Origin of the sequence: Marixanthomonas spongiae (assembly GCF_003095375.1) — a bacterium.
GTDB classification, from domain to species: Bacteria; Bacteroidota; Bacteroidia; order Flavobacteriales; family Flavobacteriaceae; genus Marixanthomonas; species Marixanthomonas spongiae.
The window spans coordinates 1-13,688 of the sequence record NZ_QEHR01000010.1 but is presented as its reverse complement, the minus strand read 5'-3'; the positions used below and the strand labels follow the sequence as shown (position 1 = coordinate 13,688).

Annotated in this window: 10 protein-coding genes; 2 read left to right on the top strand and 8 right to left on the bottom strand. The window is 38.7% G+C overall.

Annotated elements, in window-relative coordinates:
- Nucleotides 1-66 precede the first annotated feature (66 nt).
- The 7 genes from DDV96_RS13720 to DDV96_RS13690 form a co-directional block, all read right to left on the bottom strand.
- The gene (locus DDV96_RS13720; protein WP_116695355.1) at nucleotides 67-1,020 is read right to left on the bottom strand and encodes a calcium/sodium antiporter; all 954 of its coding nucleotides are present in this window, start codon (nucleotides 1,018-1,020) and stop codon (nucleotides 67-69) included.
- 174 nt (nucleotides 1,021-1,194) lie between these two features.
- Entirely contained in the window at nucleotides 1,195-1,713 is a 519-nt protein-coding gene (locus DDV96_RS13715) for a hypothetical protein (RefSeq protein WP_116695354.1), read from the bottom strand.
- Between the two features lie 74 nt (nucleotides 1,714-1,787).
- Nucleotides 1,788-2,495 (bottom strand): DUF559 domain-containing protein, encoded by a 708-nt coding sequence (locus DDV96_RS13710; RefSeq protein WP_116695353.1) that lies wholly within the window; start codon nucleotides 2,493-2,495, stop codon nucleotides 1,788-1,790.
- A 33-nt stretch (nucleotides 2,496-2,528) separates the two neighbouring features.
- Complete coding sequence (locus tag DDV96_RS13705) at nucleotides 2,529-5,210, bottom strand: class I SAM-dependent DNA methyltransferase (protein ID WP_116695352.1); 2,682 nt, start codon at nucleotides 5,208-5,210, stop codon at nucleotides 2,529-2,531.
- 385 nt (nucleotides 5,211-5,595) lie between these two features.
- Complete coding sequence (locus DDV96_RS13700) at nucleotides 5,596-6,312, bottom strand: endonuclease NucS domain-containing protein (RefSeq protein ID WP_116695351.1); 717 nt, start codon at nucleotides 6,310-6,312, stop codon at nucleotides 5,596-5,598.
- Nucleotides 6,313-6,479: 167 nt separating this feature from the next.
- Nucleotides 6,480-6,989 carry a hypothetical protein gene (locus tag DDV96_RS13695; protein ID WP_116695350.1) on the bottom strand — a complete coding sequence of 170 codons (510 nt, stop codon included), beginning with the start codon at nucleotides 6,987-6,989 and terminating at the stop codon, nucleotides 6,480-6,482.
- Nucleotides 6,989-7,906, bottom strand: a complete 918-nt coding sequence (locus DDV96_RS13690; RefSeq protein ID WP_116695349.1) for a hypothetical protein — start codon at nucleotides 7,904-7,906, stop codon at nucleotides 6,989-6,991. The genes DDV96_RS13695 and DDV96_RS13690 overlap by 1 nt, the downstream gene beginning before the upstream one ends.
- A gap of 263 nt (nucleotides 7,907-8,169) precedes the next feature.
- Between DDV96_RS13690 and DDV96_RS13685 the strand changes: the two genes are divergently transcribed.
- Nucleotides 8,170-8,412 carry a helix-turn-helix domain-containing protein gene (locus tag DDV96_RS13685; protein WP_116695348.1) on the top strand — a complete coding sequence of 81 codons (243 nt, stop codon included), beginning with the start codon at nucleotides 8,170-8,172 and terminating at the stop codon, nucleotides 8,410-8,412.
- Between the two features lie 438 nt (nucleotides 8,413-8,850).
- On the opposite strand, the gene DDV96_RS13680 is transcribed toward DDV96_RS13685, so the two are convergent.
- Nucleotides 8,851-9,492, bottom strand: coding sequence for a DUF6266 family protein (locus DDV96_RS13680; protein WP_116695347.1), 642 nt, complete (start codon nucleotides 9,490-9,492; stop codon nucleotides 8,851-8,853).
- Nucleotides 9,493-10,174: 682 nt separating this feature from the next.
- Between DDV96_RS13680 and DDV96_RS13670 the strand changes: the two genes are divergently transcribed.
- A partial coding sequence (locus tag DDV96_RS13670; protein WP_116695345.1) for an HYR domain-containing protein occupies nucleotides 10,175-13,688 on the top strand: 3,514 nt, incomplete at its 3' end.

Genomic DNA, 13,688 nt, shown 5'->3' with positions numbered 1-13,688 from the left:
TGCTATGTTTATGTAGAAAATCAATACCCAAAATTGGGTATTTGTGTTTTGCCCTTGGTGGTGTTTTTATATTTCTTTTGTTATTAGATAGGCAGTGTAAATCAAATAAAAACTTAACAAAATTGATGCTTCCCATCTGTCAAGTTTTTTTCTTTTTCCTGTAAACATTGCGATTATTAGAAATACTGTTCCCCCAATTAATAGTAAGATGTCTTGGTTGAAATTAGGATTATATTTCACAGGATTTACAAAAGAGCTTATTGCTAATATTAACAGGACATTGAATATGTTTGAACCGATTACATTTCCAATTGCGATATCGCTATTCCTTTTTAAGGCAGCAACAATTGAAGTCACTAATTCTGGAAGTGATGTCCCAGCCGCCACTATTGTTAAACCAATTATTTTTTGACTAACGCCTAATTCAGTCGCAACATCTATGCTATTATCAACAACCAATTTTCCACCAACTATAAGACCGGCAGTTCCAGATGTTACCAATCCCCAAATTTTGTAATTTGATTTATTTTTATAAGTGATCGCTTCGGGTTTTTCTTGTTTTAACTGATTAAAAGTGTAATATATAAAGCAAATAAAACCCACCAATAATACTATTCCATTAATTCTTGAAATTTCAGGATTTTGATTGATAAAAAAATCGTTGGCAAGTACAAATAAAAATAATGCTACAATTAACGAAATAGGAATTTCTCTCCAAGCGGTCGAAGATTGAACTGTAATTGGATAAATTAAACCCGCTACCCCAAGTATTATAAACAAGTTGAAATTATTACTACCTACAGTATTTCCAAGTACAATATCAGAAAGTCCGTTAAATGAAGCTACCGAATTAACAACCAACTCAGGTGCAGACGTTCCAAATGCCACAATTGTCAATCCAATAACCAAATCGGAAACGTTATTTTTTTTCGCCAGTGAAGAGGCTCCGTCAACAAGCCAATTTGCCCCAAAAATTAGGCTTGCAAAGCCTACAATTATCAATAGTGACGATATTATCATATTTTATTCTCGATGTATTTTAAATGCTCCACATCATACGCATAAGCACCCTTACCTTTATACCTTCTGTATTTCTGCCCTTGTTGGTGTTTTCCACCAACAAACTATTTGTTAGCTATGTCTGGGGCGTTGGTGCAACACGCCAACACAGGCGTAAAATAAGTTTTATTATAGCTATTTTAACTTCCATAAATAGCTAGAGAAAACAGGCTTATCTACATAAAATGAATAGTTGTCAAGAAAAGAGTCATACAACCCGGTATAATTACAGCTACTCATAGGGAACAGTATAATTTCTTCAGGTCTTGCTGGTTTATCCCCAAAACCTAATACTATAAAAACCTTATCCTCCTTTTTATCAATAGCCTTATATCTTCTTAACTGTTGTCCATTGCACCATTCTACTTTATGTTGCCTGTTGTAATAACCTTTTCGCCACTTTACTTCTACATAAAACTCTTTCTTGGTTTTTTTATCCCTGAATTTGAAATCAGGCTTTAAACTTGATTCCACATAATCTCCATTATTTGAATGATAATCATGTGTTTTATGCACAAGATCATATTCTTCTATCGGAAATAAATATTCTCTTACATAGTTTTCAAATTCCTCTCCCTTTTCAAAAGAACTAGGTTTATTTACTTCATTTGAAAAAGCCTGTATACCTTTAGTCAGTTTCCTTAAAATTCCCATTTTTAAAAAATTAATAAATTATACTAACAATTTTTGTGTTCAAATCAATCGGATATATTTATTTATCTGTTTAGCTATAGTCTCATTCTATAGGGTAAATACGCACCTAGCCTTATACTGCAACCGTTTTTTTCTTTATCAATGTTCTCCCTAATTTCTTTTCCTGTAAAGCGTAAACATACGTAACCAAAATTCTGTAACTCTCTATCTATGTTTCTGTCGCGCAGTGCTTGGCTTTCTGTTCGTTCGTGATAGGTATGTCCGTCTGCATAAATGCACACTTTTTTGCCCGAAGCTTCAATATAAAAGTCTGGTAGTGTTAATATTGTTTTTTTGTTTACCGGATATTTTTTTGGATAACCACTACCGTCTTTACGTATTCTCCATTGTAATTCGGTATCTATCTTTCTATTTTTTAAGGCTACATATAGTTTTTGTTCTAAAGGACTTTGACAAGTAAAGATACAGTCATAACAAGCGATGTTCTTTTGAGCACAGTTATTACAAATCTTTTCTTTGTGTTGATAATTTACTATTGTTTCTGCCTCATTTATAGTGCAATTAAGGCTTTTAGCTACTTCATTATAACCTAATGCACCGTTTATAGCATCACGTAAGCGCAATAGTTCTTTTCTGTTGGTTATATGGGTAAGGTTCCAGTTATGTCTTTTTTCTTCAATTTCTATTAAAAACTGCTCCTCTTCTCTTTTGCCTTCTGATTTATCTCCAAATCTATAACTCTCTTTAATTATTCTATTAATTTCAATAGGTACTCTTGCCATTATTATTCTTTTGGGGTTATTTATGTTCTTTTTTTATCTTTTTTTATTTTCTAGCAGCGGCATCGTGTACTCATCATACAACGTAAATAAATATTCTATGCGTCCTGTCTCGTTGGTAAAGGGTTGCGGGCGGTAACATACATCTACCGCTTTGTCCAAGGCTTGGTGCGCTTTTACCAAGTTGGGTGGCATGGTAAGGGGATCGTAGAGGTCTGCCAAGCTACTGTTGGGGTATGCTGCGCGTACATCCAGTACTTTTTGGGCTTTGGCAGCTACTTTATCTTTGTTTTTCTTACTAGGGTCTTTAGGCCAGGGGTAGTTGTTGTAAACTATTGTATTTGAATACCTTATATCATTTTTCAATCTACCACAAGTGTATTTTATCCAGGCCATATGCATTTTGGAAGTTAAAATTCCAAACTCAAAGAAACTTGTTTCATCTTTGTAGAAATGAGGATCTAATGGAATAGTCCCCTTTTCTAAAAAACCAATAGGTATATAATCTCGATTTGAAGATGACATTTGTGGAATAAAAAGATAATCAGTTTTTGGTTTACGAATACTTTTAAATAAATGAGGTGTTTTTGGTCTAAACTCTTTTATTTTTTCAATAATCTCCAAAACATATTTCATCTTTCTCAATTCAGAAGGAGCAATATCTTCGAGCCACAGTGCGTATCTTGGAATATTATTAATAAACTCTCTAGCTCCATAAGTTCTTTTAAAATACTTTGCTGAATTTGGTTCTTTTAAAATAAAACTATTTTTTTCTTCAAGTGTAAATAACAAATAGCCTTTATCACTTGCTCTTGACCCATTTCTTAGTTTTTTAACTTTATTTATTGGTTTTCTTCTTTTGTCAATAAATATACTTTGAGCATCAACTAAATAAGCATTAATATTTTTAACTTTTTTACTATGAGGTTCTCCAGAAATATCCTCATACTCAAAAAGATATTTTTCTTTTGTATCAAAGTCTGCAAAACCCACAATTACACAATAAACTGCAGCTTTCCCTCTTGCTTCATTGCTCCATTTGAAGGTTTTATGCGCAAAATGAATATGGCATTCTAAGTTAGTTAGTATATGCTTCCATAATAATACAACTTGCTCCCCTTGCATTATCGAATTTGTAGATACAAAACCCACTTTTATAGTGGTTCCTTGTATATAGTTGGCGGCAATAAAGTACCAAGCGGCTACATAATCTACTTTTAACTTTTTTCCAAAAACCTTTCTTATTTCTTCTCTTTGCTCCTTTGACTGATATCTTTCACCCACAAACGGCGGGTTCCCTAAAATATAATTCAACTCCGTTTTCTTCACTACATCTTCCCAATCTACTTGTAACGCATTACCATGTACAATGGTGGCACTTTTTTGTAACGGTAAACGGGCATAATAAAGCCCAAAGGCTTCACTTACCAAAAGGTTCATTTGGTGGTCCATGAGCCACATCGCCACTTCGGCAATACGGGCGGGGAACTCATCATATTCAATACCGTAAAATTGGTCTACCTCCACCATCATAATTTCATCAATACCAATCACCTGTTGGGTGCCGTACAGTTGTTTTAGCACTTGCAGCTCCAACAACCGTATTTCGCGATAGGTAATAATCAAGAAATTACCACACCCACAGGCAGGGTCCATAAACCGAAGGCTACCCAGTTTTTTATGAAACTCCCGTAGTTTGTTTTTGTTGGTGTGTATTTTATCGAATTCTTCCTGTAAGGCGTCCAGAAACAACGGACGTATCAGTTTTAAAATATTCTTTTCACTGGTATAATGTGCCCCTAAGTTACGGCGCTCTTCGGGGTTCATAACACTTTGAAACATACTGCCAAAGATGGCAGGGCTTATCTCGCCCCAGTTTAATTTACTGCATTCCAGCAATATCTCCCGCATGGCACTGTTAAACGAAGCAATGGGTAAGGCTTCTTCAAACAGTTTTCCGTTTACATACGGAAATATGGTAAGGTGTTCGTCCAGGTTTTTTAAACGTTTGCTGTTGGGTGTATTGAGCACCTGAAAAAACTGGGCCAGCCACCCACCCAAATCGCTGCCGTCTTCTTTTGTCTTTACATCTACAAACTCTTTAAAGGTGTCCCGTTCAAAAATACCGGTATCGTCTGCAAACAAACAGAAAAGCAACCGTACCAAGAACACCTCGAGCGAATGTCCTTTATAACCGCTTTCTTCCAGCTGGTCGTGCAGTTTGCCCATAAGCTCGGCAGCTTCAATATTTACCGGGTCTTCGTCTTTAAAGGTGCGTTTTTGGTATCCGGCAATAAACCCGAACAGTTTAATGTTTTTATACAATTCGCTTATAGGGAACGCATAGTCCAGCCCTTCATCTAGATCGTACAAGCGGAAGTGTTCAAAATCACTTACCAACACATACTTGGGCAGTTCGTGTTCTTTTAGGCCGTGAAAATAATCGGTTGCTTGTTTAAAGGCAGCATCTAAGTCCTTGCCATTGCTTTTATGCTCTACCAGCAATGTACCTTTCCAAAAAAGGTCTATAAACCCTAAATTGTTGTTTAGTTTTTTTACAGGTTCTTCAAAGGTTGCCAACCGTCTGCGCGAGATACCAAATATGTTAAAGAAGTCATTCCAAAAGCTGTCTTTCTCTGCGCGCTCGCGGGTTTCGCCTTCCCACTCGTTTGTAAACTGCAGGGCGCGGCTTTTTATTTCGTTCCAGGATAGTGCCAAAAGGTAGTTAGTTTAAAAGGCAATGTAATACTTTTTTTGGAAACCTAAAGGTTTGTGGTATGGGTTGCGTGAATTATTTTGCCTTTGCCCTTGTTGGTGTTTTTCACCAACAATCGGTTATGTGCTAGCTATCTGCTGGGCGTTGGTGCTAAACACCAACACTGGAGTAAAGTCCTATTTTGATTAAATGAATACACCGCAAGGAGACAGGTAGTACGCAATACACCCCTAAGGTCCCCTCAAGGGGACATACATTTAACTCCCCCTCGAGGGGGGCTACGGGGGGTGTTATGCCTTTACCCTTGTTGGTGTTTTCCACCAACAAACTGTTTGCTGGCTATGTCTTGTGCGTTGGTGAAAAACACCAACACTGGTGTAAAGTACTTTATTCATCCTGCAATTCCAATTTCATTCTGTACGTTTTTAATGAAATCAGATTTGTTGTTTTAGTTGCACTTTTTAATGTCAAGTCAATTTCTCCAGCAACAATGCAACCTTTAATCTCTCTTTCGGGAAATCTTTCCATTAATAAACCCAAGTACATTGATAATTGACCAAAAACTTTGAAATTCGCCACTCCAGATTTTAATTCAACTGCTAATAATTCGCCGTCCGATTTTTCCAATAAAATATCAATTCTCTTTCCCTCGATTAAATATTCAACTCCTTCATTTTGATTTCCAAATATTTTATATTCCGGAAATAATTCCGCTATTTGCGATACCATTGAGTTTTTCAAATCTCTTTCATAACTAAAGTTCGTAATTGATAAATCCGTTAATTCTTCGCTCTCAATTTCTTCGTCAGCTAATTCATAAGATATATCCTCCGCATTTTCTTTGAATTTGTAAAATGCTTTAATTGCATTTCTCACAGTTCCGCGTCCTTCATTTCCAGTTTTTGAATAATTTCCTACTGTGCTGTATGATTCGACAAGTTTTTTGATTATTGGCAAGTCATTTATTTCATAAACATCTATATTTTCATTCCGTTTTTCGGACAAATGTTTTGAAATTTTGTCAATCGCATAAGAATAACTTATACTTGTATTGTCAGCATAACCATTTCTAATTAGCCAAATCTTAAATTTTTCTTTTTCCATTAATGTTCAATTTTGGTTCGTTGTTCGTATTATGCACAATATGCATATAAACACAATTATGTTTATACTCATTATATTTTTTAATCATATTTTCCCCACCAAAAGTCACAGCCAATTAAAAAAACTATTTTGATGAACAAGATTAGTGCTTTTCATAGGAGTCATTGTTAGCCACTGGCCTTATCGTCCCTTGCTATCAATAAGAACAGCACAAACAAACTTCGCATTGTACTTACGGTAAGCAGAAATATCAGACAAACGTTCACTTTAAATATTCCGTAGTTTGTAATGTTTGCCGAAGCCATCCAAACAATATAGGACACTATAAAACAGAAAACCAATTCAATGATAGCTATTTTAAAAACCTTCACAATTGTTTTGTAGGTTCCAATACTAAAAAATAATTCTAATGGTGTATCCGCTTCTTCGGGTCTTTTAGTTTTGACATTTGACCTTATTGCGACAATTATGGTCAAAGAGGCTAATACAAACCCTGCTAATGAAATTGAAGCTCCAATTAGATTTGAGAGTATTTTGATATTCGTTTCATTATTTAATGGCTTAAAATCAAATATTGAAAAATGTGTATTTCCCAACCAGATTGCAAGTAAAATCGCTACGTCAATAAATAGAGCATAGAATAAATACTTGTCAACGATGTTCTTAATTTTGTTCATTAAAATCGAATCCGTTTTAATTCGTTAGTCATTTGGTCAAACATATCTTTGGAAATCAAAGTACGATATTTTGGCTTTTTTTGCACTTTTAAATCACTATGTACCTTTTCAATGAGAAGGTCGAATTTTGCGAGCAAATTATTTTTCTCTCTGTCTTCAGCTCTCATATATAACTGATTAAAAAGGTGCTTTTCTTTATGATTTTTTTTGAGGTGATTAATCAAATTGACTACAGTTTGTTCTATAAGTGGTGTTGCAGAACGTTGCTTGAAATCGAACTTTAAGCGTAAAGTTGCATAGTCGGTATCAAAATTATCGGTAGATACACTTACTGCTTCCCAAAGCTTTTTATCCATTTTCTTGAGTTTAGGAACGTTGTCTTTATGAATTCTTACTACAAATTCTGAAAACCTTCCAATTCTTTCTTTGAGTTTATTCAGCTCATTTTTTGTGATTGGTGCAAAACCAACATTGTCAAGCAATTTTTTATGAATTCCAATCCTCTGCACGTAATCAACAAGGTCTGTTATTTTAGAACCATAATGGTTGTATTCAAGCGCGAGGATAATATTATCTTTATCGGAGTAATCAATAATGAAGTGTGTTGTTTCCACAACTCCTTCTTGTTCTTTAGCATCTATTTCTTTTGTCTCGTCGGTTGTGATATCCATCAATTCTGGAAGTAAATCCATTCTGATGCAACGCATTTTAGCTTTAATCATATCATTTTTATTCTCTATTCCTTGAATGAAAACATATTTGTCGCCGAATAGTTGATATCGGATTTTTGCACGAGTTTTCGCTAATGTGGTAAGCGTTTTAAAAAAACTGTCAAAATTATTGTCTTCTTCGAATAAGAATTTCAATTCATAGTAATTTACAACTCGAGGTACTCTCTGTATTTTATCTTTTGCCATAGTTTTGTTTTTGGCTTGTGACTAAGCCATGCATATAAACACAATTGCGTTTATACGTTTATTATAATTAGGTATAACCCTCCCACCAAAAGGCACAGGCAAACACATATCCTCACTACAATAACGGGGGAGATTGTTAATAGATGCAACAAATATATACCTTATTTTTAAATACACTATAATTCTTTATAAAAAATGACTTTATTTTGTTGATATCGTATTTTTTTATATTTTGTGCGTTCTAATTTTAAATTATACCTACTATGCAAAGTAACCAAAATCACCAGGACGCCCCTATGCCCAATGGTGTTACGTTGCTAACGGACCACGACATTGCCAAGCTGTTTAAAGTGAGCTTGTCCACCGTGTACCGTTGGCGTAAGCAAAACCTGTTGCCGTATTTTGAGATGGGCGTTAACAGCTATTATGTACAAGAAGTGATTGTACCGCTGTTACTGGCCAAAGGCAGCAAAGGCCTGCAACCAGACCCCGTAGAAAACCGCTAACGTTTTCTATCCTCCCAATTTTTTTAACTCCCCTTTAATATAAAACCGGTAGTTCTCTTTATACCGTAATCCATTAGCATTTTTTATGCTTGTCATTGCTTCTTAAAACTAAATTTAATAGTACGCTGTAAACACCCCTAAAGTCCTACTTCGACAAGCTCAGCACAGCGCCTCAAGGGGACATTCCCTATTCCCCCCCTTGTGGGGGGCTACGGGGGGTGCACAGCATCATTATACAAAACGCTTTACACCCCTAAAGTCCTACTTCGACAAACCCGCCTGAACGACAGATCGGGCTGGCTCAGCACACCGCCTCAAGGGACATTCCCTATTCCCCCCTCGAGGGGGGCTACGGGGGGTGTTACCCTACAACTTATATACAAACAAAAACCCACCTGCAAAACAGATGGGTTTTTACATGGAGCATATAACAAGCCGTTAGCTTACGGTAACCGCCCCCAGATAACTACTGGTGGCCGCGAGTTTTTCATCGGCTGTTACAAAGGTGGCCCATACCTGTACTTCCAGCCCGCTGTAGTAGGCCGGTAAAGAAAGCAAAGCACTGGCATCGCTACGCACCCCTGCTGGGTTAAACTGTTGGTACAGCTCGGTGTTGGGCGCATACACTACCACAATCAGCTCGTCGGTTGCTGCGGCATTGCCTTGACCACTGTTGTCGTTCCATTCAAGGGAAAGCCCTTGGTTTAAGGCAGCGGCAAGGGTTACATTGCTCAGGCCACGTAAATCCCCTTTGCTTATCAGTACTTTGGGATAGTCCATGGCATAACCGTCACCATCGGGGATTACGGCTTCCGTTAAATGGTAGCCCGTTGCCAGGTTAAAAGGAGACTTGTCGCCTTGTTCGCTCCCAAAAAACTTTGCCACAATACGCTGAATGGGCGTTAAAAACCGGATAACGGTCCTAAATTTTGCGCGCTGCTGCAATTGCAGTTCGCTGGGCGTATAATCACCGCGCTGGGGTAAACTGCGCATAATGTTTTTGCCTCTCCATCTGGCACCTACTACGGTACCTACTTTTCCTGAGAACCCTCCTAGGATTCCTTTTTCGAATGTTGCCATACGTTTTAAAATTTAAGTTAGTAAATTATTTGAGCTGACAATATAGAACGCAACTTTCTATAAACCAACACCGTGCACGCCATTGACCGTGATTGCCATCCATTGAAATTAATTAAATACGGGTACTGCCCCTTGCCATTATGTGACGGCCATTGACGGCGGTTGCATTGGTTTGCATTTGGTTGCCTGTGCTTGACCGACAATCGCCAAAAAACAGGGGTTTTGTTCGGGGATCCTTCGGGGTTTCTTCGGGAACGGCAGGGGTGTATTTTCCAAAAATGGACGTTTTGCGAAGAAAGGGCGACCCATAGTGCATCCCTGCCCGTGGTATCCCACATTTAGGTTGGGATATATACCAAAGGGTTAAATGTTTAAAAGCTTTTATACTTGATGCTTTGCATTAATAGTGGCTACAAAGGGACAGTATGAAATTCCTTGATAGCCTGTGATGCGCATGTCTTGCCATCAGACAGGCTTACTGAAGTAAAACAAAACAGTGAAACAATGCCCTTGTCGGTGTTTTTTTCCAACAAGCTATTTGCTATCTATCGGTATAGTGTTGGTGAAAAACACCAACACTGGCTACGGGGATGCAAAAGATTACGTAGTGTTACGTATATATTACATATAGGAAATACCCTACTTTTACACCCATAATCAAATCTTAATTTCAAACAACCTTATGAAAAAAATTACCCAAATATGGATGTGTATAGCATTGCTATGTTCATCTAGCCTACTCATGGCACAAAACGAGGGGACTGATTTCCCAAATACGGGAACAGGCCCTACTTTTAACTTAACCACAGGCGCCAATGGTTTTAGCGGAAGCGTTAACACCCCTAGCGATAGCCAAGACCGCTTTCAAATAGTACTAGCGAGCGGACAATCTATTACGAGTATTGCTGCCACTGCTACAGGAGATACGTCAAATGGTTTTTTTCAGGTAGGCAATGGTTCCGTGAGCTTTCCTGGCGGAAACATTACCCCTGTACCAAATAGCCCAGGCACCTATCAAGTATTAGTGGCTACAGATTTCTCTACAGGAACCAGTTGGAGCCTAACGGTTAACGTGAGTGGTAGCGGCGGTACTCCTCCAATAGCTGCTTTTAGTGCAGCCCCAACAAGTGGCTGTTCCACACCCCATACCGTATTTTTTACCGATCAATCAACTGATACCCCTACCTCTTGGTCTTGGGATTTTGGGGATGGAGCTACTTCTACCGCCCAAAACCCTGTACACAGTTATACAGCTGCTGGAGAATATACGGTAACCCTTACCGCATCAAATAGTGGCGGTAATGATAGTACTACGGAAACCATTAGGATAAGTTCGCCAATTAATGCCAGTATAAGTTCACAGACCAATGTGTCTTGTAACGGTGGCACCAACGGTTCTGCTACTGTAACAGCAAGCGGAGGAATAAGCCCCTACTCCTATTCTTGGGCACCTTCTGGAGGAAACAACGCTACTGCAACGGGACTTTCGGCAGGAAGTTATACCGTAACAGTTACTGATGATAATGGATGTACAGACACTGTGAATGTGACCATTACGGAACCAACAGCTTTAGTAGCTTCTGCAAATGTAGATAGTAATGTATCTTGTAATGGTGGCTCAGATGGTTCTGCTACAGCTACTGCAAATGGGGGTACTAGTAGTTATACGTACTCATGGGCTCCATCTGGCGGAAACAATGCCACAGCAACTGGACTTCAGGCAGGTACTTATACCGTAACAATTACTGATGCAAATGGATGCGTTGATACGGATAGCGTTACTATTACAGAACCAACAGTATTAAACGCAACTATAACAGCCCAAACCGATGCTTCTTGCCCGGGTGGCAGTGATGGATCTGCGACCGTTACTGCCAATGGAGGGACAACTCCATATTCTTATTCATGGGCGCCTTCAGGTGGGAACAATGCAACTGCAACCGGACTTTCAGCAGGAACCTATACCGTAACAGTTACCGATGCTAACGGTTGTACCGTCACAGATAGTGTTACACTCGCTGATACCGATACAACCCCGCCAGTTGCCATTTGTAAAGGAAATAATGATATTATTGTAAATGGAAGTTTTGAAACAGGTGATTTTACCGGGTGGACAGTAGAAGATTTCTCCATCCCTTTTATCCCATTTAATGTAGATTTTAGTACAGTAAATCCTTTCTTTCCAGCAGCTACGCCTACAGATGGAGCATTAATGGCTACAAACGGATTTGATGCATCTTCAGGACCCGATGAGGCTGTTATCTATCAAGATGTTACTATTACAACTAATAATAACCTACTTACGTGGGATGAAAATATTGATTACAATTTAGCCGATTATTGCACTGGATGTTCCAATCGTATTTATGAAGTACAAATACGAGACCTTAGCAATAACGTGTTAGAAGTAGTTAACCAAGTAACTGCCATTTCAGGAACAATAGATGACGACAATGTATGGAACAGCCTATCAGCAGATTTATCGGCTTACATAGGTCAAACCATTCGTATTGCATTTTGGCAACAAGTTCCTGATCCATCTTCAGGACCTGCAAAATTTGCATTAGACAATGTCTCAATTGCAGCAAATCCATATTTAGTGTACTTAGATGCCAATGGGGAAGCTTCTATTACAGCGGCTGATATTGACGGAGGAAGTACCGACAACTGTGGAATTGCATCAACTTCTATCGACATAACTGATTTTGATTGTTCAAACATAGGAGATAATACAGTAACCCTTACTGTTACCGATAATTCTGGAAACACTTCAACCTGTACCACTACGGTTACAGTAATAGACAATATAGCCCCTATCGCCAATTGTGTGGCACCATTTACGGTACAGTTAGACGCTAATGGACAAGCTGCTATTACCGCGGCTGATATTAATGATGGTTCAACTGACAATTGCACTATTGACACGACAACTATTGATGTAACTGACTTTGACTGTTCAAACATTGGTGATAATACCGTTACCCTTACCGTAACCGATACTTCGGGTAATTCAAGCACGTGTACTACTATCGTAACAGTGGAAGATAACGTGGCACCAGTTGCAAACTGTGTTGCGCCGTTTACGGTTCAGCTTGATGCTAACGGACAAGCTGCTATTACAGTAGCCGATATTGAAAATGGCTCAACCGATGCGTGTGGTATTGATACCACTAGTATTGACATAACTGATTTTGATTGCTCTAACGTTGGGGACAATACCGTTACTTTAACAGTAACTGATATAAACGGTAATGTTTCTACCTGTACCACTATCGTCACGGTAGAAGACACCATTGCCCCGACTATCGCTTGTACTGCAAATGTACTGGCAAGTACAGATCCGGGTAACTGCTATGCTACCGTAAACTTCCCAGATGCGTTGGCAACGGATAACTGTTCTGGAGTAACCGTAGTTCAAACGGCTGGTCTGCCATCGGGTAGTCAGTTTCCAGTTGGAGTATCGACTGTTGAATTTACTGCTACTGATGCCAGTGGAAACAGTAGCGTTTGTACCTTCGATATTACCGTTGAAGACAATGAAGCACCAATTGCCGTGTGTGAGAATATCACCATTCAGTTAGATGAATTTGGCTCGGCTTCCATTACGGCAGTTGATTTGGACGGCGGTTCTACCGATGCCTGTGGTGTGGATAGCATATCAATCGATCAAGATACCTTCGATTGCAGTAACGTTGGTGACAACAATGTTACGTTAACTGTAACCGATGTAAACGGAAACGTTTCAACGTGTACCGCAATTGTGACCGTAGAAGATATTACCGCTCCTGAAGTGGTTTGTCAAGACATTACCCTTCAGCTTGATGCTACCGGTACGGTGAGCATTACAGGAATAGATGTAGATGGTGGATCAATCGATGCGTGTGGCATTGCCAGTTACGACCTGGATATGGATACGTTTGACTGCTCCAATGTGGGTGTTAACGCCGTAGCATTAACGGTTACTGATAACAATGGCAATACAGCAACTTGTACGGCTATGGTTACAGTAGAAGATAACACGTCACCAGACTTAGTGTGTACAGATTTTACCTTAGAATTAGGTGAAGATGGCACCGCTACCCTATTGCCGGACGATGTGATCGCCAGCTTGGATGAAGCCTGTGGCATTGAAACCACCGCAGTGGATATTACCGAGTTTGATTGTAGTGATATTGGTACACCAGTTACCGTGCAAG

Excerpts from the sequence above, each read along its gene's own strand:
- DDV96_RS13720 (WP_116695355.1), bottom strand. The coding sequence starts at position 1,020 with ATGATAATATCGTCACTATTGATAATTGTAGGCTTTGCAAGCCTAATT.
- DDV96_RS13715 (WP_116695354.1), bottom strand. The coding sequence starts at position 1,713 with ATGGGAATTTTAAGGAAACTGACTAAAGGTATACAGGCTTTTTCAAAT.
- DDV96_RS13710 (WP_116695353.1), bottom strand. The coding sequence starts at position 2,495 with ATGGCAAGAGTACCTATTGAAATTAATAGAATAATTAAAGAGAGTTAT.
- DDV96_RS13700 (WP_116695351.1), bottom strand. The coding sequence starts at position 6,312 with ATGGAAAAAGAAAAATTTAAGATTTGGCTAATTAGAAATGGTTATGCT.
- DDV96_RS13695 (WP_116695350.1), bottom strand. The coding sequence starts at position 6,989 with ATGAACAAAATTAAGAACATCGTTGACAAGTATTTATTCTATGCTCTA.
- DDV96_RS13690 (WP_116695349.1), bottom strand. The coding sequence starts at position 7,906 with ATGGCAAAAGATAAAATACAGAGAGTACCTCGAGTTGTAAATTACTAT.
- DDV96_RS13685 (WP_116695348.1), top strand. The coding sequence starts at position 8,170 with ATGCAAAGTAACCAAAATCACCAGGACGCCCCTATGCCCAATGGTGTT.
- DDV96_RS13680 (WP_116695347.1), bottom strand. The coding sequence starts at position 9,492 with ATGGCAACATTCGAAAAAGGAATCCTAGGAGGGTTCTCAGGAAAAGTA.